Annotated in this window: 18 protein-coding genes and 1 pseudogene; 7 read left to right on the forward strand and 12 right to left on the reverse strand. The window is 31.6% G+C overall.

Going from position 1 to position 23,655, the window contains the following annotated elements; translation table 11 throughout:
- Positions 1-130 precede the first annotated feature (130 nt).
- Complete coding sequence (locus tag WH52_RS10430; protein ID WP_086030886.1) at positions 131-460, reverse strand: cupin domain-containing protein; 330 nt, start codon at positions 458-460, stop codon at positions 131-133.
- Between the two features lie 49 nt (positions 461-509).
- Positions 510-812: an ArsR/SmtB family transcription factor gene (locus WH52_RS10435; protein WP_086030887.1), complete on the reverse strand. Its 303-nt coding sequence runs from the start codon at positions 810-812 to the stop codon at positions 510-512.
- 189 nt (positions 813-1,001) lie between these two features.
- Here WH52_RS10435 and WH52_RS10440 point away from each other — a divergent pair, with 189 nt between their 5' ends.
- Positions 1,002-2,342, forward strand: coding sequence for a flavin monoamine oxidase family protein (locus WH52_RS10440; protein ID WP_086030888.1), 1,341 nt, complete (start codon positions 1,002-1,004; stop codon positions 2,340-2,342).
- Here WH52_RS10440 and WH52_RS10445 read toward each other — a convergent pair.
- Genes WH52_RS10445 through WH52_RS10455 form a run of 3 tightly spaced genes read right to left on the reverse strand, consistent with a single transcriptional unit; the run spans position 2,329 to position 3,949 of the window.
- Positions 2,329-3,021, reverse strand: coding sequence for a cyclase family protein (locus WH52_RS10445; protein WP_086030889.1), 693 nt, complete (start codon positions 3,019-3,021; stop codon positions 2,329-2,331). The two genes, WH52_RS10440 and WH52_RS10445, sit on opposite strands and share 14 nt — an antisense overlap.
- 3 nt (positions 3,022-3,024) lie before the next feature.
- Positions 3,025-3,573, reverse strand: coding sequence for an acyl-CoA thioesterase (locus tag WH52_RS10450; RefSeq protein ID WP_086030890.1), 549 nt, complete (start codon positions 3,571-3,573; stop codon positions 3,025-3,027).
- Entirely contained in the window at positions 3,566-3,949 is a 384-nt protein-coding gene (locus WH52_RS10455; protein WP_086030891.1) for a 6-phosphogluconate dehydrogenase, read from the reverse strand. Before WH52_RS10455 ends, WH52_RS10450 begins: the two co-directional genes overlap by 8 nt.
- Positions 3,950-4,053: 104 nt before the next feature.
- On the opposite strand from WH52_RS10455, the gene WH52_RS10460 reads away from it, so the two are divergent.
- Entirely contained in the window at positions 4,054-5,229 is a 1,176-nt protein-coding gene (locus WH52_RS10460; RefSeq protein WP_086030914.1) for a GlmU family protein, read from the forward strand.
- A 25-nt stretch (positions 5,230-5,254) separates the two neighbouring features.
- On the opposite strand, the gene WH52_RS10465 is transcribed toward WH52_RS10460, so the two are convergent.
- The 5 genes from WH52_RS10465 to WH52_RS10485 all read right to left on the reverse strand — a co-directional run bounded on the left by WH52_RS10465 (position 5,255) and on the right by WH52_RS10485 (position 10,708).
- Positions 5,255-5,599, reverse strand: coding sequence for a hypothetical protein (locus WH52_RS10465; protein WP_086030892.1), 345 nt, complete (start codon positions 5,597-5,599; stop codon positions 5,255-5,257).
- 2 nt (positions 5,600-5,601) lie between these two features.
- Positions 5,602-7,350, reverse strand: a complete 1,749-nt coding sequence (locus WH52_RS10470; RefSeq protein ID WP_086030893.1) for a M14 family metallopeptidase — start codon at positions 7,348-7,350, stop codon at positions 5,602-5,604.
- Positions 7,351-7,402: 52 nt separating this feature from the next.
- Positions 7,403-9,130 (reverse strand): T9SS type A sorting domain-containing protein, encoded by a 1,728-nt coding sequence (locus tag WH52_RS10475; RefSeq protein ID WP_086030894.1) that lies wholly within the window; start codon positions 9,128-9,130, stop codon positions 7,403-7,405.
- A 112-nt stretch (positions 9,131-9,242) separates the two neighbouring features.
- Positions 9,243-9,695: a pantetheine-phosphate adenylyltransferase gene (gene coaD, locus WH52_RS10480; protein WP_086030895.1), complete on the reverse strand. Its 453-nt coding sequence runs from the start codon at positions 9,693-9,695 to the stop codon at positions 9,243-9,245.
- A gap of 38 nt (positions 9,696-9,733) precedes the next feature.
- Complete coding sequence (locus WH52_RS10485; protein WP_086030896.1) at positions 9,734-10,708, reverse strand: D-alanine--D-alanine ligase; 975 nt, start codon at positions 10,706-10,708, stop codon at positions 9,734-9,736.
- 211 nt (positions 10,709-10,919) lie between these two features.
- Between WH52_RS10485 and WH52_RS10490 the strand changes: the two genes are divergently transcribed.
- Complete coding sequence (locus tag WH52_RS10490) at positions 10,920-11,477, forward strand: PASTA domain-containing protein (RefSeq protein ID WP_086030897.1); 558 nt, start codon at positions 10,920-10,922, stop codon at positions 11,475-11,477.
- A gap of 7 nt (positions 11,478-11,484) precedes the next feature.
- On the forward strand, positions 11,485-12,519 hold the full coding sequence (locus WH52_RS10495) for an RluA family pseudouridine synthase (RefSeq protein ID WP_086030898.1): 1,035 nt from the start codon (positions 11,485-11,487) through the stop codon (positions 12,517-12,519).
- A 181-nt stretch (positions 12,520-12,700) separates the two neighbouring features.
- On the opposite strand, the gene cmk is transcribed toward WH52_RS10495, so the two are convergent.
- Both cmk and porQ read right to left on the reverse strand, forming a co-directional pair.
- Complete coding sequence (gene cmk / locus WH52_RS10500) at positions 12,701-13,387, reverse strand: (d)CMP kinase (protein ID WP_086030899.1); 687 nt, start codon at positions 13,385-13,387, stop codon at positions 12,701-12,703.
- Between the two features lie 36 nt (positions 13,388-13,423).
- Positions 13,424-14,443 carry a type IX secretion system protein PorQ gene (gene porQ, locus WH52_RS10505; protein WP_233131551.1) on the reverse strand — a complete coding sequence of 340 codons (1,020 nt, stop codon included), beginning with the start codon at positions 14,441-14,443 and terminating at the stop codon, positions 13,424-13,426.
- 185 nt (positions 14,444-14,628) lie between these two features.
- On the opposite strand from porQ, the gene WH52_RS10510 reads away from it, so the two are divergent.
- From WH52_RS10510 to WH52_RS10520, 3 genes and pseudogenes are all read left to right on the forward strand, one after another.
- Positions 14,629-16,848, forward strand: a complete 2,220-nt coding sequence (locus WH52_RS10510) for a T9SS type B sorting domain-containing protein (protein ID WP_086030900.1) — start codon at positions 14,629-14,631, stop codon at positions 16,846-16,848.
- 9 nt (positions 16,849-16,857) lie between these two features.
- A complete protein-coding gene (locus WH52_RS10515) occupies positions 16,858-18,717 on the forward strand; it encodes a PorP/SprF family type IX secretion system membrane protein (RefSeq protein WP_086030901.1) in 1,860 nt (619 codons plus the stop codon).
- A gap of 44 nt (positions 18,718-18,761) precedes the next feature.
- Positions 18,762-23,655, forward strand: a pseudogene (locus tag WH52_RS10520) (hypothetical protein); the annotation flags it as partial.

Consider the following 23,655-nt stretch of genomic DNA (forward strand, 5'->3'; position numbering starts at 1 on the left):
GGTTTTGTGTATGATTTCGTTGCGTGTTTAAGCAACTAAATTAACAATTACAAACTGAACAGAAAATCCGTGAGGATTTTCATAAGTAGGAGAGTATTAGCAATGAATTATACACCGTGTTACGTGCAGTTTATTTTTCTTTGTATCTATCAACTTGGTCAAATAAAGTTAAGTCTTTATATCCAGCTTTTATCTTGGCAGAATGAATTTCATCTTTTTCTATGAAATATGTATCTCCTTTTTTCAAATTGTATATTTTTCCACTAATGGTAATTTCCATTTCTCCATCTAAAACTATTCCCCACTGAGCATTGTGTGAATGAGATGGTACTTCTATGTCTTTTTCAAATTCCATAAAAATGAATTGTTGCTCTCCTGCTTGAATTAATCTTGAGAGAACTCCATCAATTGGAATGTTAGCTTCTGGAAACTTTGATATCAATTTGTTTGTATTTATCATAATAACGTATTTTAATATCGGGAATTGTCGATATGATTAATAAAAAAAATTATTTTAAATATTCTATATAATCCTCAATAGTTTTTTCATTTCGTTTGAAATAAGTCCATTTTCCTTTTCGTGTAGAAATAAGCAACTCACATTTTTCCATATTATTTAAATATGTAGAAATTGTAGATTGTGACATTTCAGTTTTCTTTTGAATAAATGTTCCACATACACCAAAGTCAAAATGTCCAAGAGTTGGGTGAGGTGGGAAGTTTTCGTCAGGTTTTTTTAACCATTCCAATATTTTCAATCGAGTTTGATTGGTTAATGACTTACTAACTTCTATAAATTGTTTTTTATCCACTGTGCAAACATATTGATAGTTTTCGATTTATAAAAGTGTTTGTCGTTCAAATTGCTTACAACTAGTTTATATACACAATAAAACTACTATTATATTTACTATATGTATTATAAGTGGAAATTTTAGCAATTTTATTTCTTGGTTAAATATACTAAGTCGATATTTCACTATTTTTAAGACTAAATTTGTATGATGAACAATATAATTATACTACTATCATTTTTGGGGTTGTTAGCTTCTTGTAAACCAAATAAAACTTCACAATCAATAAAAACGAACAAAAAAGTAATTGTAATTGGAGCAGGTGTTGCAGGGTTATCCGCATCAAAATATTTAAAAGATAAAAGAATAGATGTTATTGTATTAGAAGCTCAAGAAAAGATAGGGGGTAGATTAAAAACTGATAGAAGTTTAGGTATATCCTTTGATGAAGGAGCAAGTTGGATTCATGGACCTGAAGGAAATCCTATTACAGAAATAGCTAAAAAATCTGGAGCAAAAACTTATTTAACTTCAGATGATAAGGTTGAGGTTTTTGATACGGATGAAAAGTCGTATTCTGAAGAGAAATTAGCATCTGCAGAAGAAAAATTTATGGAAGTTTTAAGTGATTTCAACGGCAAAAAAGATAAAAGTTTTGGAGAGGTTTTTTACAAAGGTTTTCCGCAATACAAGAATGATAAATTATGGACATATATGCTGTCTGCATTTTTAGAATTTGATTCTGGTGGAGATATTTATAAACTTTCTTCTAAAGATTTTTATGATGATGAAACTTTTGATGGAGAAGATATTATTATAACCAATGGTTATGATAAAGTTGCTGATTATTTAGCCAAGGGAATAGATGTGAAATTAAATACTAAAGTTACTGAGGTAAATTATGATGCAGAAAAAGTAAAAATAAAAACATCTAAAGGAAATTTTGAAGCTGATTATGTTTTGATAACTGTTCCTTTAGGTGTGTTAAAGAATAAGATTATTTCGTTTAGACCAGAACTTCCTATTAAAACTCAAAAAGCTATTAATAGTATTGATATGGGGTCTGTAAATAAGTTTTTATTGGTTTGGGAAACAGCTTTTTGGGATGAAAACTTACAGTATATCGGATACACACCAGAAACTAGAGGGAAATTCAATTATTTTATGAATGTAAAAAAGTTTGCAAATGCAAATGCTTTGATGACATTCACTTTTGGAGACTATTCAATTAAAGCAGAACAAATGTCAGATAACGAAATTATAGAAGAAATAATGAATCATCTACGAGTAATCTATGGAAAAGATATTCCAAAACCAATTAAAATGCTACGCACAAAATGGAATACGAATCCCTATACTTTTGGCTCATATTCTTTCGCTACTAATGGAGTAAGGACAAAGGAATATGAAGTTTTTGAAGAACCAATTGATGATAAATTATTCTTTGCAGGTGAGCATACAATAAGAGAGTATAGAGGAACAGTACATGGAGCCTATTTAAGTGGAATCAGAGAAGCTAAAAAGATCACAGAGATTATTCAAAAATAGCAACTGCTCTTACTGGAGATCCCGTACCACCTCGTATTTTTAAAGGTAAGGCAATAAACCTAAATCGTCCTCTTCCAATTAACTTATCAAGGTTTATCATATTTTCATAATGTGTAAATCCCATATCTCCACAAATATGATGTACTTCTTTGTTTGAAATTTTAGGCACACCAGGAGACATAGTTTCTACACCAAAAGCAACAATTTTTTGCTCTCCTAACCATTGCGCACATTCTGCAGTAATTCCAGGTCCATTTCCCCAGTTTTTTGTGTTAAAATGTTTGTTGTAATGATTGGTGTAAAACAATACAGTATCATCTTCTTTTATGGTTAAACTTTCTTTAGATAAAGCTTCTTTAACTTCTTCAGAAGTTATCAGTTCTCTTAGCCCTTTATGGGAAAAATCTAAACAAATGCCTTCTGTGTAAAACATAGAGAGAGGCATGGTATCAATAGATTTTCCTTTATGCTTTGCTGCCATATGATTAATAGCATCAACATGAGTACCTGTATGCTCACCCATTTCTAGTTTATAAACGGCTGGAGTTTGAGTGGTAGGATTTTTAATATCATCCCATTCCTCATGAGTGTTGTGAACAGTCATTTTTACTTGAGGGAGACTTTTGTAAACAGGCATTCCTTCAAATATCTCTTGACTTAAATCGATAATTTCTGGCATAAATTATAAATCGATTTTTACATTATAATCTTGTAAATCTTTTATATAATCGTGAGGGACAAAATCATCTCTGTCAAATTCATCTTGACGTTTCTTTTTCATTTCAATTCGCTTAATAGCTTTTAAAAATCGAGTAACTTCTAATTCATTTTTTAAGATAAGTCCAGGAACTTCAACACTCTTTCCTTCATCATTCTTTGCTACCATTGTAAAATAAGAAGAGTTACAATGTTTGATGTGACCAGTTTGAATATTTTGAGCTTCAACTCTAATTCCAACAACCATAGAAGTTCTACCCACATAGTTTATAGAGGCCTTCATAGTAACTAGCTCGCCAACTTCTATTGGGTTTAAAAAATCTACTGTATCAACCGATGCAGTAACACAATATGTACTTGAGTATTTTGAAGCACAAGCAAAAGCTATTTGATCTAATAAATTAAGAATGTATCCACCATGAATTTTTCCGCTAAAATTAGCGTGAGAAGGTAGCATTAATTCAGAAATTGAGATACGAGTATCTTCTATGTGTTTATATGTTTTATTATTCATCAGTAGTTTGAGTTCCTCTAAAATGTGGTGACGCTTCTTCTTCAACTTTCGTAACAAAATATTTTGTGTCACCTAACCAAAAGAAGGTACCGTAACGTTCTTTGTAAGTTACTTTTACATAGCGTCCTTGAAATTTTTGTAAGTTTTCGATTACTTTTTTCTCATCATCTTCTACTGAAAAAGCAAAGATTTGAGCTCCAGAAATTCCTTGACTTATTTCTCCTTCCCAAGTCTTAACTAAAACCCCTTTGTGGCTAATTTTTATCAATTCTCCCGAACGAACTCCTTCGCTATAAGGTACGTAGTATATGAAAGCGTAGTAAAGTGATGCAATTAATAAAATTACAGCGATTATTAAGAATAAAATCTTTTTCATGATTGTTTTAAAAATTTCAATGGTATGACAAAAGTAATATTAAAATTTTAGACTTAAAAAATGAAAGGAAAGTAGTAAGTTTGTTATCTGCAAAAAAGGAAGAAATGAATTATATTTTATTTGATGGTGATGTTCGTACTGCGTTATTACCTTTTACGTATACTAAACCAGTAGCCGATATTAGAGTTGGGATTTTAACCATTCGTGAAAAATGGGAAAAATTCTTAGGATATACTACAACGACAGTTACAGAAGAGTATTTAGAAGAGAAATACCCAATGGTAGAACTAGATGAGAATGTATTGTTAAATGCGTCTTTTTTACCTTCTAAGTCTTTGGTAGAAATGGTTGAGAATCTTGTTCCGAATCAAGCAATTTTTAAAGGAGAAGATGTTATAGCATTTTATACTACTAGTACTCAAGAAGAAGTTGATTTTTCTTCGTACGAGCAAATAGAATTTGAAGATGAAGTAATTCAAATTAAAAATACTTGGGATATTTTTTCTTTGAATGATAAAGCAATTCGTGCAGATTTTGATTTAATAACCGAAGGAAGAAAATCAGCCGAAATTCCTGAAACAGTAAATTGTGTAAACAGAAAAGATATTTTTGTTGAAGAAGGAGCAAAATTAACTTTTGCTACTTTAAATGCGTCTTCTGGTCCGATTTATATTGGTAAAAATGCTGAAATTATGGAGGGTGTTGTTGTAAGAGGAGCGTTGGCAATGTGCGAAAATTCAGTGTTAAAATTAGGAGCTAAGATTTACGGAGCAACTACATTAGGACCCTATTGCAAAGTAGGAGGAGAAGTGAATAATTCTGTTTTAATGGGCTATTCTAATAAAGGGCATGACGGATTTTTAGGGAATTCAGTTTTAGGTGAGTGGTGTAATATTGGAGCAGACAGTAATAATTCGAATTTAAAAAATAATTACGCAGAAGTTAAACTATGGAATTATGAAACTGGGCGATTCGCAAAAACAGGATTACAGTTTTGTGGTTTAATGATGGGAGATCATTCTAAATGTGGAATTAATACTATGTTTAATACAGGAACTGTAGTTGGTGTATCTGCTAATATTTTTGGTAGCGGATTTCCAAGAAATTTTGTGCCGTCTTTTAGCTGGGGAGGAGCTTCAGGTTTTACTGAATATAAAACCAATAAAGTTTTTGAAGTTGCTGAAGTAGTGATGAAACGTAGAAATGTTGAGTTTGATGATAAAGAAAAGCAAATTTTAGAATACATTTTTGAAGAAACAAAACAGTATAGAAATTATTAAAAAAACCTCACTTTGTGAGGCTTTTTTATTTTTTAACCCAACCGATACTTAATACATATCGAGTGCCTTTTTTTATTTCTGTAACAGAATGCTCGTGTAAGTCTGGACGAAAATATTTTATTCGGTTGGTTTTGTAAATAATTTTATCACAAATAAAATCTCCTCCTTGAATAGCGTTTTGAAGAATGATGTTTAAGCGAAAATGTTTCCCCTTTGCTACAGGGTCTTTATGTTTTGGTATTACAGAACCTGTTTTAAATTTTAAAAGATAGCAGTCAAATTTTAAAGGCCAATATGATCCAGCTAATAGCATTTTTTCATAACCAGAATTTTGCCTTCCTTTTTGCCATCTAAAGAGTTTTTTTATCATCTTTAATATATTTTAAAAACAGGTAATCGCATGTGTTCTTTTTCGTGGTGTTGTGTTTGTTTGTATACGAAATCTAATTGAGCGTAAGGATTTTTAGCAAATACAGTATCAGTTTTAATTTTGTTTTCTAGTTCAGCTTTTATGTTTGGATTTTGCTTTAAAAATGTTGAAGCTTTGTCTTCAAAGACATAAGGAGAAAAGTGTTCTTTTTGCTGTAATACGGTATCAAAAAAGTTCCAATTAAAGAAAGAGTCAATAGCTTCTGCTTCTAAAGTTTCAATAATGTATCGAACTCCTTTTTGATTTGTTGGAATGTAAATATCTCCTTTCTTAAAATTGATTTCGTTAATAGTTTTAGAAACTTGGGTATTGTAATGTAAATAATGCCCTTCGTAAGGAGTTTTACGTGTTTTAAAGTCTTGTATATGATTTACTTCAACTTTTATTGTTGTGTCGTTTTTAAAACGAGTAAATTCAATTTTGTTGTTTTTTAATCGATCTTCAACTTTAAACCAACCTTGTTTTAAAATATAGGCTTTTGGAATCGTTATTTCTTTTGATTTGATAAAGTTATTATAATACTTTACTAAAGCTGTGTAAGGCTTGTTCTTATCGTAAAACAAGCGTTTTCCGTTGGTAACTTTACTAGGGATATAATATCCCTCATATCCTTTAAAATTTAATAAAGACGGATTACCTTTATCTACATTAAAAGCGATAGGATACTTTTTGTTTGCCAATAATTCATCAATATTTTTTTTTCTTAACTTTTTGATATTAGTAGCGTTGTTCTGAGAAAAATCTAAAGCAGAAAGTAATAGCTCATAAGTTTGTTCTACACGTTGTTTGTATGGTTTTAACATATGAGTTTCTACCATTAATCCTAAAGTGTTAAATAGTGTCGTATATCCTGTGGAATATCTTGGAGAATCGTAAAATTGACTCCAGCCACTTTTTGGAGTAGTTCCCCAAACATTAACATAAGGAGTGATGTCAATATTTTTTTTAGCTAAAGATTGTTCAATAGAAGGACGCATTTTTTGTTCTAAAAAAGTTCCTAATTTTCCTCCTAACTTATTGTGCTGCGTAAATAAATGTGTGATGGCATATTGATAATCGGCACCATTACTTACATGGTTGTCTATAAAAACATCTGGATTCATCAAATGAAAAACTTCAGCGAATGCAGCAGCATTTTTAGTGTCTTGTTTAATAAAATCTCTATTTAAATCATAGTTTTGAGCGTTTCCTCTAAAACCGTATTCTTTAGGACCATTTTGATTGGCACGTGTGTGAGAATTTCTGTTTAATGCTCCGCCAATATTATAAACAGGAATAACACCAATTAACGAATTTTTATAATGTTGTTTTAAAGAATCATTTTGCACAATGTTTCTAAGTAATAACATGGATGCATCTATTCCGTCTGATTCTCCAGGATGGATTCCGTTATTAATTAAAACCCTATTTTTTGTTGACGTTTTTAATTGAGTTTTATCAATTTTTCCGTCAGCATTAAAAACAACTAAATGTAAAGGTTTGCCAGAATCGGTTTTTCCTATTTCAAACAAAGAAATTTTAGCATATGTATTTGCTAAATCTTTGTAAAAAGAAATTACTTCGTTGTATTTAGGAGTTTCGGTTCCTTTAGATTTTTCGAAAAGAGTAGTAAAGTCTTTCTGTGTATTTTTATGCCTGTTACAAGCAGTAAAAATTAAAGACAGTATTATAAAATAACATAGTTTTTTCATGAAATTTACTAAAAATAGAATGCATAAATTTACATGAAAAAACTAGTATATGTTATCTTTTAAAGAATTTATGATGTTTAATTTTTTTTCCATTCTCGTTTAGAAAAACCATTATGTACAATCCTTGAGAAAAAGAAGAAATGTTTATACGATTATCTGAGTTAGTTTCTAAAGTTTTTGAACTCACTAAGCTTCCTAAAAGATTGAATATTTTAACTCGATATACCACAACATTTTTAAATTTTATATAGATAAAATCTGAAGCTGGATTTGGGTAGATTGTAAAATCATTTTCTAAAGTAACATCATCATTACCAAGAACAGTTCCATGAAATTCGTCGGCACCACAATCTATAACATTGTTGTACAAACGAGCTTGATTATCAATGTCAGTTTCGTTAGCATCTGGTTGATAGTTTGGATTACCACTGTCAATTGCAGGAGAATTATTTTGTAAACAGAATTGATATTGTGATGGATTACAAAAATTGGGGTTTTTATGAAAGTTACTGCTTTGAAGCGGCGTTTGATTCAATATTGTAGAAAAACCAGTTAAATCTTTTTTGTTCCAATATGCATTTATTTTGTTACTCCCGTTCGGATTAAATACTAGATTGTATCTAAAAGTTAAATTAGGTTGATTTCTAGAATTGGACATTAAATAATTATGATTAGAAAGGAAAAAGATATTGTTACTAATCTCACTGTTTTCGAATTGAGAAAATAAAATTTCTCCTGTACCATCACCTTTAGTGTTGTTTTGATAAAAAGTGTTGTTTATTACTTTAGAATTGGTAACCTTACCACCTGTGCTAGCATTGTAGCCTCCTAAAGCAATACCAGCATCTTTATTTTTGTACACTACATTATTTCTAAAAATAATATTGCTTGCACTTCCAGATTCTTCACAACCAATTTCAGCACCGTAGTCGTTATGATGTAAAATGTTGTTTTCTATAGTAACGTTTTTCCCCCCATCAACATAAATTCCAGCTGCCGATGCGTAAGGTGAATTGTTGTTATAGCAAAGATTATTTTTGATAACTCCATTTCTAGCTTGATCTAGGTTAGAATTAGAACTGTCATTGTAATTTCCAATAACATCAATACCAATATTAGTGTTATTGTACACTTTATTATTACTGAATTCAAAACCATCGCTATTACCAGTAATGGTTAAACATTCGCTATAACCAGGTCTACAATCAAAAATCTCTGAATTGGTAACTTTAATATTTTTTAATGATTGTTGAGAAGAGTTTCCAATAAAAGAAATTACTGGCTGATTGGTACTATTATTTACTGAAGCATTTTTATTTCTACTAATAGCAATGTTACTGAATTTGCAGTTGTTTATAGTGATGTTTTCACCATAACCATCAACAAAAATAGCTCCTAAACCATCACTAGAGTAACAGTTGGTAAAATGAATTCCTTCTACTGTAAAATTTCCTTTATTGTAAGATCTAAATAAAGATTTTTTATCATTAAAAGAATCTCCATTTACCACTACATTTTCAGAATTATAGGCTTTGATAGTAATTACATTATTACTATTACCAGATTTATTAACTTGTAGTTTTTCGTTGTAATTACCTTGTCGAATATTTAAGATATCTCCTGGAGAGAGTCTATCCATTCCGTATTGAATGGTTTTCCAAGGTTGGTTTATAGAACCGTTATTATTGTTATTTCCGTTAGTAGCTACGTAATAGTTTGTTTGAGAGTGTAATGCTTTTGTAGCTAAAAAAAAGCAAAACAGAATAGTTAAGTGTTTCATTTTTGGGGACTTAGAGGGCGCAAAACTATAAATATTCTGCAGAGGTTTCCCTAACTTAACTCAAGTTTAACTATTTTATTGTGAATTGCTAAAATTTTTAACAAATTGATTATTAGATTTTTACACTGTCGGGAATTAAGCTTGAAGCATCTCCATTATTACGAACTATATCTCGTACAATAGATGAACTAATAAATGAAGTTTCTGCACTGGTAAGTAAGAACACAGTTTCTATACCAGATAGCTTTCTATTTGTTTGAGCAATGGCTTTTTCAAATTCAAAATCGGCAGGGTTTCTTAATCCACGTAAAATAAAGTCAGCATTAATTTCCTTGCAATAATCTACTGTAAGTCCTTTATAGGTTTCTACAGAGATTTTATCTTCTGCAAAAAAAGCATTTTCAATAAAACGTTTACGTTCTTCTAAAGAAAACATATAGTTTTTCTTGGCGTTTACCCCAATTGCTATTACTATTTCATCGAATAAAGGTATGGCTCTATTAATAATATCTACATGTCCTAAAGTAATTGGATCGAATGAACCAGGAAAAACTGCTCTTTTCATTGAAAATAATTTAGAAATATAAAGCTAACAAATAAATTTTAATTTAAAGCCATTTCTATGGCATTGGTAAATAATTCTTTTAAAGAAATACCATGTTTGTTTGCTTGTTGAGGCAAAATACTCTCTTCGGTAATACCTGGTACAGTATTCATTTCTAAAAAGTGAGGTTTACTGTTTACTAAAATATATTCTGAGCGAGAAAATCCGCTCATATTTAAGATTTCATAAACTCTTTTTGCAGTTTTTCGTACCGTTTCTTCTTCTTCTTTACTAATGCGAGCTGGAGTTATTTCTTGTGATTTTCCTTCGTACTTCGCTTCATAATCAAAGAAGTCGTTTTCTGAAACTATTTCGGTAATTGGTAATACAACAGTATCTCCTTTATATTGAATAACGCCAACAGAAACTTCTGTTCCGTCTAAAAAACTTTCAATTAAAATTTCTGAATCTTCTTTATACGCTTTTTCAATAGCTGGAATTAATTCTTGTTGTGCATTTACTTTTGAAATTCCAAAGCTAGAACCCGCATTATTAGGTTTTACAAAACAAGGTAAACCAACTTTTTCAATAATAATATCTTCTGAAATAGTATCGCCTTGGTTTAAATAAATTGAAGTAGCTGTTGGAATTCCGTATTGTTTTACAACACTTAAAGTATCGCGTTTATTAAACGTTAACGCCATTTGATAGAATGGGGCAGAAGTGTGTTTTAATCCAATTAAATCAAAATATGCTAAAATGGTTCCGTTCTCACCGGGTGCACCATGAATAGCGTTAAAAACACAATCGAAAGTAATTTTTTTACCATTAATTTCTGATGAAAAATTGTGCCTGTTAATAGAAAACTCGTTATTGTTTTCATCTAAAACAACCCATTTGTCTTGTAAAATATGTACTTTAAACGGATTGTATTTTTCAGTATCAATATGATTGTAAACTACTTGTCCACTTTTTAAGGATACTTCAACTTCAGAAGAATATCCTCCCATTATAACGGCGATATTTTTTTTCATCAATTTAATGTTTGTAATACAAACTTACCAAAAAACTCGTTTAGTTTATGTAAAAAGAGTTTTATAAAATAAGTATAAACAGATTCAATACCTTGCTATTGTTCAGTAATTAAAAATATTAGGATAGCATTTGTGTTTTCTATATTTTTGAAAGTTCTTAAAAGGTATTCTAAAAAGAAGCTAATACCTTTAAATTTTACAAAAAATCGATATGAGTTTATTTCAATTTTTAAAAAGTAAAACTTTTTTCATCCAGTTAGCTATAGCAGTTGTAGCTACTTTATTATTTGTGTTTTTACTTAAGTGGTGGTTAGGAATCACAACAAATCATAGTCAAAAAATAGAGGTGCCTAATTTACATAAAATGTCACTTGCTGATGTAGAAAAGAAATTAGAAGAATTAAACTTAGATTTTATTGTGATTGATAGCGCGAGTTACAATCCGAATTATCCTAAAAAATCGGTGATTGAACAAAATCCTGAAGTTGGAGATTTTGTAAAAGAACGAAGAAAAATTTACTTGACTTTAAATCCGTCTAAATATAGAGATGTTGCAATTCCAGATTTAAACGGAAGGACGCAAAGACAAGCAACAACGCATTTACGTTCTATAGGTTTTAAAGTTGGAGATAAGGTTACTTATGTGCCAGATATTGGAAAAAATGTTGTGAGAGGATTAAAGTTTAATGGAGAGCGTATACAACCAGGACAAAAGTTACCGAAACAATCTACCATTAATTTAATTTTAGGAGACGGTAACGGAAATTAATCTGTAAATGATAGAAAATAATTCTAAAGAAATAGAGAACGATGATTTATATGAGCATCATCGTTTTGTAGCTACTGACGGACAAGTTCCTTTGCGAGTTGATAAATTTTTAATGAATTTTATTGAAAATGCTACACGTAGTAAAATTCAACAAGCCGCTAAAGCAGGTAATATTTTAGTAAACGATAAAGTTGTAAAATCTAATTATAAGGTTAAGCCTAAAGATGTGGTTAGGGTAGTGTTAACATATCCACCACATGAAAATTTATTGGTTGCTGAAGATTTACCATTGAATATTGTTTATGAAGATGATCAGGTTATTGTTGTAAACAAAGAACCAGGAATGGTAGTACATCCAGGACATGGAAATTACTCTGGTACTTTAGTTAATGGATTGATACATCATATTGAAAACTTACCGAATAATAGTAGTGACCGTCCAGGATTAGTGCATAGAATTGATAAAGATACAAGTGGATTATTAGTTATTGCCAAGACTGAATTTGCTATGGCACATTTATCAAAACAATTTTTTGATAGAACTACTGAAAGATTATATTATGCTTTAGTTTGGGGAAATATTGAAGACGATTCAGGTACTATTGAAGGAAATATAGGAAGAAGTTTAACAAATAGAATGCAAATGAGTGTGTTCCCTGATGGTGAGTTAGGAAAACACGCGGTGACGCATTTTAAAGTTATTGAACGTTTTACCTATGTAACATTGGTGCAGTGTAAATTAGAAACTGGAAGGACGCATCAAATTAGAGCACACTTTAAATATATTGGTCATACGTTATTTAATGATGAACGTTATGGAGGTAATGCAATTTTAAAAGGAACAACATTTACCAAATACAAGCAATTTGTAGATAACTGTTTTAAGGTGTTACCAAGACAAGCGTTACACGCAAAAACTTTAGGGTTTACGCATCCAACTACAGGAGAGTTTTTAAGGTTTGATTCTGAAATACCTAAAGATATGGTTGATTGTATGGAAAAATGGCGACGATATTCTGAAAATTCAAAATTAGAATCATAAAAAGTTAAAAATAATGTTTTGTAAAAAACTAAAAACCAGTCTGTTAAAAAGACTGGTTTTTTCTTTTTATCAATATAACTATCTGTTGTTTAGTTTTTTATATTAAGTTTTAGATAATCGTTGAGAATCACGTATTTGAAAATAAGTTGAGATGTTACTCAAATACGGTTAAGAAATTGAATTATAGTTTATCGTCTACTAAACTTAAAATTCGTTCGAATTGTTCTTTTAAGCCCATATCAGAATTATCAAACTCAACAGCATCATTAGCAACAATTAATGGAGAATCTTTTCTAGTAGAATCAATTCTATCACGTTCTTGAACATTGTGTAAAATCTCTTCATAATTTACTTTGTCACCACGATCAATTAATTCTTTGTACCTTCTTTTTGCACGTTTGTCGGCAGAGGCAGTCATGAATAATTTTAATTCAGCATCAGGGAAAACAACTGTTCCAATATCACGACCATCCATAACAATCCCTTTGTTTTTTCCCATTTCTTGCTGTTCGCTTACTAGTTTTTTACGAACTTCTGATACAGTAGAAACTTGGCTTACTAATTTAGAAACTTCAATAGTTCTAATTTCTTTTTCAACATTTATATTGTTTAAAAACATTTCAGCAAAACCTAAATCAGAATTAAATTTAAAAGATAATGAAATGTTATTCAAATCGTTAATTAACGATTCTTTGTTAAACGAAACCTCATTAATATAGTCATGCTGCATTGCATACAAAGTTACTGCTCTGTACATAGCGCCAGTATCTACATAAATATAGCCTAATTGTTTTGCTAATTGTTTTGCGATAGTACTCTTTCCGGTAGATGAAAAGCCGTCAATGGCTATGGTAATCTTCTTTGTCATGTTGAAAAAAATAGATTACAAATATACGTTGGAATTCTAATATCTAACAGGATTTTTACCACGAATACCTCTATCTAAATCTATTTGTAAACTAAAAGTACTAACGTTTGAAGCTGAGTGAAATTTTGAATACGCGTAATTTAATTTTAATCGATTCATTTTAAGACCAAAACCGAAAGATAGTCCGCCAAAAGAGCGAACATTTTGAAGTTGTAATTCTTTTCCTCTTCTAAAGTTATATCCAACTCTAAGGTTAATGGCACTTTCAGGAAATAGTTCTGCTCCAATAATAACGTGTCTAAACATGTTGTCTAAAAAAGAAACTTTTTCGAGAGTTGTATTTCCTTCTAAATCTGTAGTGCTATTAGATGGATTAGAAACTCCTACATTCCATTTTTGTAAATTATCTAACGTTACATACCATCTTAACGGAACTTTTTCTAGTCGGTAAGAAGCACCTATAGCAACTTCAAAAGGTAAGCGTTCTCTGGTTCCGTTAAAAGAACTAATTTGAGTACCAATATTTCTTGCAACAGCCGATATTATGTAAGGTTTATCAGCACTATAGTAAATAAAACCAATATCTAAAGCGAGTCCACTGGAAGTAAAATTATCTATAGAAGAATGAATGAATTTTAAGTTAGCTCCAACATAAAAATCGGTTTTAGGAATGTTTCTAGCATATCCTAAAGTAAGAGCAATATCACTAGCTCCAAAATTTCCATCTTCATTACCATTTACATCGGCTCTTATCAAACTTCCATAATTAATATATTTTGCACTGGTATGAATGGTTTCAATATGTTTATTTACCTCATAAGCATAAGCAACCGAACCAATATTTACACCGGCTAAAAAGCTTGTGTAATTAACCGAAAGTTGGTTGTGATGCGATAAATTTATCGTGGCAGGATTCCACATAGGTTGATTTACATCGTCTATAAAAGTTAAAACTTTTCCTCCTAGGGCTACTTGACGAGCATAAGTAGGGGTATTTAAAAATAAATATGCATCTTCTCCTCCAGTCTGTGCCTGAGAAAAAAACGTAATAAACAAAACAAATAAGCTTAACCTTTTATACACAAAAATGATGTTAGTTTGCACTACAAAAAACGTAAAAATCTTGTATTATTTTATTTAAAAAGTTGTAAAGTTGCATTTGCAATATGATTTTTTATATATTTAGATGGTAATATTGTATTAAAATTATGTAATTTTACAGCCCCTTAAAACCCCTTAAGATGATCAAAATCAGCGCTAAAAGTGTTTTTCTTTTAGGAATTTTAATGTTAACGTTAAGCTTGAATTCTTTTTCTCAAGTTTTAACGAAACCAACATTAAAATTTACAAACGCTTGTAATAACGCTTCTACCCCAAATTTTGGGGTTGATATTTTGTATCATACTGCTGCTTTTAATACTGATAATGTTTTTCATTTAGAGCTTTCTGATGCCGATGGTAATTTTGCAGATCCAGCTACCAGTCTTTTAACTATTGTAAATGAGAATAATACTTTTTCTTTTTCAAGAAATTTTGAATTACCTGTAGGAACTTTTGGTAGAGGATATAAAATAAGAGTAAGAGCTACTTCTCCTGCTATGATTAGTCCAGAATCGGATGTTTTTGAAGCGTATCAGGGAATGTTAAGTTCAAGTGAAGTTAAAATTAATAATGGAGATAGGGAAGCAGTAATTTGCGGAAATACATCGACAACACTAACCTTAAATATAACTACAGACGGGGTTTATAATTGGACAAGAGATGGAAATAGTTTTACAACAACCTCAAGTCCTCAAGTAGAAGTTACACAACCAGGATTATACAATGTACAAATAGATTATGGAGCTTGTGGAGGAGTCTTTGCTGAAGCAGGAATTATAGTTAAAAGAGTTAGTAATACTGAAGCTACGATAGAAGGAGGTTCAGTAATAGAAATTTGCGGTAACGAAACACATACATTTAGAGCAGATGGAGGTTTTGTTTCTGGTTTAACATACAAATGGTTTAAAGATAATACAGAAGTTTTTTCATCTACTACTACACATGAGTATACTACACCAAACTCTAATCAATTCGGTATGTATAAGCTTAGAGTTGAAGCAGGAAGCTGTTCTAGTGAATCTGCAGAAGTAGAATTAAAATCGAAAACTGGAGTAGATTTTACACCAGCTATCAAAGGGGATGATAAGAATGTAATTATTCCAGGAGAAAGATTAACTCTAGAATTAGAAGATTTACCATCTACTTTAACAAATGTTTCTATTAGATGGTATAGAAATAATACAGCAACAGGAGTTACAGGTAACTCTAGTAATATAGCTGATCCTGGGGTTTATTATGCTGAAGTTACAGAAGGTTCTGGTTCTTGTGTAACAACAAAAAAATCAAATGAGGTTACTATTGTATTAGCAAAAGAATTTTTAGTTGAAATTGAGAAAGATTCTAATTCTAATTATGAAGAATGTAAATTAGATAAAGTAAAACTTGTTATAAGTAACCTAAAAGCTTTAGGGACAGATGATGAAGAATATACTCTAGCTGCTGATAGAGTTACTCAACTTAATACTGATAACGTTTTGAGATATAGGTGGTTTAAAGATACTACAGAGGTTAATAATGCTATTAACAATAATTATGAGGTACCTTCGTATCTTGAAAATGGAGTATATTATCTCGAGGTAAGAGCTGATTTGGGAGTTAAAGGAGATTCTGATAATCAAGATGTTAAGTTGACAATTTTCCCAGAAGTAACATCAAACCAAACTTCAAATTCTCTATGTCCTAATGGAACGATTACTTATACAATTACAGATATTGTAGCAGGATTTACTTATGAATGGAGAGATAAAGATAATAACCCAATTACTTTGGCAGATCCAAAAGTATTAGAAGTAACCGAAGTAGGAACTTATACATTACATTTTTCAGGATTTGGTTGTCAAAATAATATGGAGCCTATCGAAGTTATTCCTTTTGATGATTCCGCAGTACAAGTTTCACCTTCAGAAAAAATAGTTGTACCAGCAGGACAAACCGTTACAGCCACTGCTAGTGGAGCAAATTCATACGAATGGTATGACGATTCTGGAGCTTTATTATCTACAAATTCTACTTTAGAAGTAAATAATTTAGGATTTTATACGTTAGTAGCTAAAGTTGATAATTGTGAGGTGAGAAAAACAATTGAAGCTGTAGAGGAAGATGGTAAAATTGTAGTGCCAAATATAGTCACACCAAACCAAGATGGAATAAACGATACATGGTTAATACCAAATAGATATGCTTTTCAACCAACAGTAACAATTAGTATTTATAATTCGAGTGGTAGAGAAGTATTTAATACTAATGATTATCAAAACAATTGGCCACAAGAAGATTTGGGTAATCAAAAAGTATTCTACTATAGAATACAAAGAGATGAGAAGGTGGTGAAAGCAGGAACGATATCGATTTTAGATTAAAATAAAAGTATGATTAAAAAAATTACGTTAAGTGTATTAGTATTTTTTAGTGTAGTTACAGTTTTTTCGCAAGGACAAAACTATAACAGTTTTACTACTCGTAATTTTATGAAATTCAACCGTTTTTTAACGGTTCCAACTTTTTCAGCACTAAGAGAAAATAAAACAAGCATTTCAGCAATTGTTCGTAATAGTTTTGTTGATTTTGAAGATGCACCAAGATTGTATTTAGGTACTTACTCTGGTAAGATGAGAGAAAATGTTGGTGCAGGTATTGCTATTTATCAACAAGAGGTAGGAGTTTTTAAAGACTTTGGTGCACTTGTTAATTATGCTCATAAAATTAAAATGAGCGAAAGTATGGATCTTACTTTCGGTTTTAACTTTTTATATAGCCGTAGAAGTGCCGATGCAGTTAAAGTAAATGCTAGCGATCCTAATGATCCTTTAATAGCAAACTTTCAAGATATTCCTATCGTAAATTTTCAGCCAGCAGTAACGTTATCTTTTGGTAAGTTTGATGTTGGTGTATTTTTTGAAAACCTACTCGATTTTAATTTAAAGAAAAACGAATTAGCAACTTCTTTTAATGAAAAAACCTATTCTGCTCATGCTATGTATACGCATGAGTTTACGTATGCTAGCGGTATTTTTGAAGGAGCAGATTTAAGAGTATTAGCATTAGCACGTAAACCAGGACAAGGAGATTTTGGTTTTGGCGGAACAGTAATTTACGATTTACCAAAAGCAGGTTGGGTTAAAGTAGGTTATGATAAACAATATGGAATTTCAGCAGGATTAGGAGTTAATCTTTCTGAAAATTTAGCTTTAGGATTTACCTATGAAAAAGGAGATTTTGCAGCAACTAATGAAGTCGGATTAATATATAACTTCGGAGAAAAATCGTATCGTAGAAGAAGACCAACACGTAGAACTCCGTCTGTTAATGTTTCATTGCCAGATAGAAAACCACAAGCTGTTGAACCTAAAGAATACGATAACCCTGAGCATAATGATTTATCTGATGAAATCCAAAGAGCTCAAGATTCTATAAATACTTTACATAAAAAATTAGATGAAGTTTTAAGGTTGTTAAAAAATCAACCACCAAAAACTTCAACTCCAAATAATAATACAACAGTAGTTCCTACACCAAATGTTGATGATAAAGATACTTCATTAAGAAGAAGGTCTAATAAACCTTGGCGTCAAAAAACTATTACTCGTTCTGGTGCTAGTGGAGGAGGTACTATGTATTATGTTGTTGCTGACAGGTTTAAGAGTATAGATAATGTACAAGCGTTTATGAACCGTATGAAAAGGAATAAAAATAATGATATTGATTATAAATATGTGTTCGATCCAAGTAGGAAGAATTACTATGTTTATATAGATCGTTTTGTTAAAAAAGAAGATGCCGAGGAAAAAGTAGATGAATTTAAAGAGAAAAACCGTCTTTTTGAAAGTGACACAAAAGATGATTCAACGATTAATGTTAAGGGAGGTACAAAAAAACAAAACCTTTATGCATTAAAAATCACACTTGGACGTGGAGAAGGAACTTCTGATAGTTATCAAGAACCAAAAGTTCGTAAACCAGCAAGAATAGCAGTAATGAGAAAAGCTGAAGGTTTAGAAGAAGGGTATTACTTACAAACCGTTGTAAACTCTAAAAAACCATTAGCAGACAGAAATGTAGATGAATTACGAAATGACGATATTAATGCAGATTATTTCGTAAATCCTAAAACAGGATACATGCACATTTATATCTTTAAAACTAAAGATAGAAATGAAGCTCTTAAAATGTATAATAGTAATTTGAATGGCGCTTATTACGATCCAATAACCATTGTTCATATTAAATAGAAAATAGATTCCCCCAAATAAATACAAGATTAATTTCCCCGACGATGATGAAAAGATTATTACCCCTATTAATTTTAGTATCAAGTTTTTTTACTCAGGCACAAGTAGATGATAAATCTAAACGAACTTTTGAGTCAAAGAAATTAAAACAAATAATTCAAGAAAGTTTACCAGCTAATGCTAGAAGAGCAGATGTAGATTTTACACAGAGATTAGGAGCTGGTGGTATAAATGTTAGAGGAGATTTAACGTTTATAGGAAATAATAGTATGAATAGAAGTTGGCTACCATTTGGGTTTTCACCAGGACCGAATGATCCTTATGATGGATTCTCTCAAAATGGTAGTTTGTATATGGATTACATTGATATTGATAGTAATTCATCAACTTTTTCTTCTTCTAGAGCCAGATTAAGTTTACCATCATGTTCAAGAATAGTATTTGCAGGTTTATATTGGGCAGGGGTATATCCATATGAAAGATGGGATGACGATGGAAATGGTGAAGGGGTTAGAAGTGATGATTTTAATCAAATAAAATTTAAACTACCAGGGAGCCCATATCAAGATATTACAGGTGATATTATATATAATGAGCCAGATTTACCGTCAGCAAGACCATATGTTTGTTTTAAAGATGTAACTACAATGTTACAAGGTTTAGGAGCTAGTCCAAATGGTAATTATTTAGTAGGTAACGTACGTGGTGTAGTAGGATGGGATCAAAATAATGGATTAGGAGGTTCTGCAGGTTGGACTCTAGTAATCGTTTATGAAAATGAAAATGAGTCAAGTAAAAACATCTCTATTTTTGATGGGTTTTCAACAATTAACCCAAATTCTAACCCAACAACAGATATAACTTATTCTGGATTTACGACAATACCTCAAGGGCCAGTAAGAGCTTCTATGTTAGTTGGTGCTCTTGAAGGAGATAGAGGAATTGGTGGAGATGGTTTTCACATTAGAGATACAAATGGAGATTATATACCTCAGTCAACTCCTAATAGAAACGGGGCAACTAATTTTTTTAATGGCTCGATAAGCTTATTTGATGCATTTTTAGGGGGACGAAGACCAGATAGTGAAAATACGTTAGGTTTCGACGTTGATTTATTTAGTTTAAATGATGCTAATGTAGGTAATAGTTTAATAGCGAATGATCAAACCTCATTAGATGTAAGGTTTACCACTAGTGGTGATGTTTATTGGGCGTTCTTAAATGCGCTTGCAGTAGAAATTATTGAACCAAAAATTCAATTAGTTAAAACGATTGATGATGGAGCTGGTAATGATCTAGGAGGAACAGATGTAACTTTAGGGTCTCAATTATGGTATCAAGTAACTTTTCAAAACGTAGGAACAGATAATGCTATTGATACTGAAGTGATTGATAGATTACCTGTTAATGTAGATTTACTTACAAATCCAGGAGATTTAATTTTACCAGCAGGTTTAACAGCCGCAGATTATACGTATACACCACCTAGTTCAGCTAATGGTTTTAGAGGAGAATTACGCTTCAATATACCAGATAGTATGGTAGAAGAAGGAGGTGCAGCTCATACAATACGTTTTAGAGTTCAAGTTGTTAGTGATTGTAATGAATTACGAAATGTTTGTTCTAATAGAATAGAAAATCAAGCTTTTGCAAACTATAGTAGTGATGAAGCGGGTACACCTAGAGTAATTAACGAACCTAGTTTTGCGGGGATTGATGCTTGTAACTTTGGTATAGTAGGAGCTTCTAACTTTTTAGTAGATATTGATGGTTGTTCTTTTACAAGAGATGAAGTTTTATGTGGAACTAGTGTTACATTAACAGCCGGTGCTGGTTTTGAAACTTATGAATGGACTGGTCCTAACGGTCCAATACCAGGAAACAATCAATCGATTACAGTAAGTCAAGTAGGTACTTATACCGTAGCAAAAACAGCATCAGCAGCAAGTGGTTGTTTAAATTTAACAGAAACCATAAATGTTATTGATATTGCAGCAGGACCTAACCCTTTAACTCCTTTTGCAGATAGAATGCTGGTTTGTCCTAATAATAATTTAGATTTAGCAGAAATTTATTTATGTGGTACAACAAGTTCTAGAACAATAAATTTACCGATAGCTTCAGGTTCTACAACCACAGCAAGATGGTTTAAATTAGATGAAGGTTCTTGTGCCGATGAAACAGAAAATGGTTGTCCGAATGTAAGAACATCATGTACTTGGAATGAAGTAGGTAGTGGTGGCATTAGTGAAACCTTTAACGAAGCAGGAGAGTATCGTGTAGATATTTTATACGATGGTCGTTGTCCAAGATCTTATTACTTCAACGTTTTCCAAGCAACTTTAAATCCTACAATAACTCCAGAGGACATTATTTGTGGTAACGATGGAAGCATTATGGTTTCTAATGTTCCTCCAGGATATGAGTTCAGCTTAACTGGCCCAAATGGATATAATCTACCTTTTCAAGCAGGTAATGTGCCAAATAATGTTTTAGATGTTAACGTTTCTGAGCCAGGAGATTATAACTTGGTTATAAGAAATGCTAGTGCGCCTGGAGGATGTACGTATAGTTTTCCTCCAATTAATATTCAACGAAGAGATATAGACATTGATTTAAGAATAGATAACACAATTTTATGTTTTGATGACATTGCCGAGATAAGAGTTCAAGTAAACAATGTTCCAGGTCCTTATACTTATGTAGTTACTCAAGGAACGAACACGGTTGGTTCAGCTATATCGGTTCCAAGTAATGATCAAACATTTAATGTAAACAATGCTGGTACGTATCAAGTAACTGTGACTACTGCTCAATGTACTATTACTCGTAGTATTGATGTAATAAAACCAAATGAATTAACATTAACAGCTGTTTCAACAAAGGATATAACTTGTTTAAACGGGGCGTCTGATGGTATTATTACGCTTACAGCTGGAGGCGGAACTTTAGATAGCTCAACAGGAGGAGTCTACAGATATGCTATCTGGACAAGGCAAGGAACTGATTTATATACGAATGTTAGTGACATCAATTTAGCTGATTGGCAAACAGGTAATACATTTAATATACCGAATGGCCAAGAAGGAGAATATCGTTTTATAGTAGTTGATAGTAACAACTGTACAACAATATCTAACCCAATAATTATAAATGTTGAAGCTCCATTAACATTTAGTGAAATACATACAGATATTTCGTGTAGTGGGCAGACTGACGGAACAATTAATGTGCAAGTTAATGGAAGTTCTAATGGTTATTTGTTAGAATATAGCATTAATGGAGGAACAACTTATCAAACATCAGGATTGTTTAACAACCTATCGCCTAATAATTATACTATTACAATAAGAGCGTCTAGAAATTCTTATCAATGTGAGTATACAGTTGGTCCTATAGAAATAGAAAATAAAACACCAATAGTTTCAAGTGCAAGTGTAACTAAACATAGTACGTGTACAGCACCAACAGGAGGAGAAATTACTTTTGTTGCAGCAACTGGAGGGACTGGGCCAGATTATACTTATGGTTTAAATGGAAATTACTTACCAGATTTAGTACGTTCTAATTTAACACCTGGAGATTATGTAGTAACAGTTAGAGATGAAAATAATTGTGTAGAACCATTAGGAACATTAACTATAAATGATGTGCCAGGAGCACCAAATTTATCTAGGACTATAGCTTATAATTGTGATGGCACAGGGAATATTACAGTAACAGCAAATCCAACAGGAAGTTATACATATACGTTAATAAATTCAGCAGGAACTAGAGTTGATAATAGCACAGGGGTTTTTAATAACCAACCAGTAGGGAGCTATACAGTTGAAGTAGCTTATGGTAGTTCATGTACAACAGATATTTCTGCAAATGTAGCAGCTAATCAAGAATTCAGAGGAAGTATAGTTGGTTCAACTGATAGTGAGTGTTTTGGATCAGATAATGGAACAATTACAATTCAAGCAGAAAATTTTAGTGGAGGAAGTTATCAATATTCTTTAGATGGAACAAATTGGTCAGATACGGCAGATAATCCATATAGAATTGTTGGTTTAGGAGCAGGAACCCATAATATTTCTATTAGAGATACTTCTGGGGGAGGAATGGTTTGTGATGTTTCATTAGGAAGTATAACTATAGCTCAACCAGATGAGTTAACTCTTTCGGCATCAGTAACACAAGTAGCTTCTTGTACAGGTACAGGAGCTACAATAACAGCGGTAGCAAGCGGAGGAACACCTCCTTATACATATAGTATAGATGGAACAACATGGCAATCATCACCAGTATTTTCAAATGTAGCACCAAGTCCTACACCTTATACAGTGATGATTCGAGACTCGAGAAATTGTAATGAATGTGGTTGTACAGCAAACTTATTCGAAAATGGTAGCTTTGAATCACCTTCTGAATCTACTACTAGATTTAGACAATTGCATGAAGATAATGTACCTGGTTGGGATTCAACAGCTTCAGATAATTTAATAGAAGTTTGGTATAATAATTTTAATGGAGTTTCTGCGCATGAAGGTGTTGCTTTTGCTGAGTTAAATGCAAGAACAGAATCTTCATTATATCAAGAGTATTGTACACAACCAGGAGACGTAATATCTTGGTCTGTAGCACATAGAGGTAGAGCAGGGGTTGATGAAGCAGTAGTTAAAATAGGTGGAGACTTAGCAACGGCTTCGGTTGTTGAAAACATGAGTACAGGAAGAAACGCATGGGTAGTTTATAATGGTACCTATACTGTACCAGCCGATCAATCTACTACTGTAATAGCCTTTGAAGCAGTTTCAACTGCTACTGGTAGTTTAACAGTAGGAAACTTTATTGATGATGTTCAAATATCAATAGCAAATAATAGTTGTGTGCCAGTAAGAGTGAATGTAGCTCAACCTTCACCCGTATTACACACAGCAGATGTTGTAAATA

The sequence above is a fragment of the Tenacibaculum holothuriorum genome (assembly GCF_002120225.1).
Classification (GTDB): domain Bacteria; phylum Bacteroidota; class Bacteroidia; order Flavobacteriales; family Flavobacteriaceae; genus Polaribacter; species Polaribacter holothuriorum.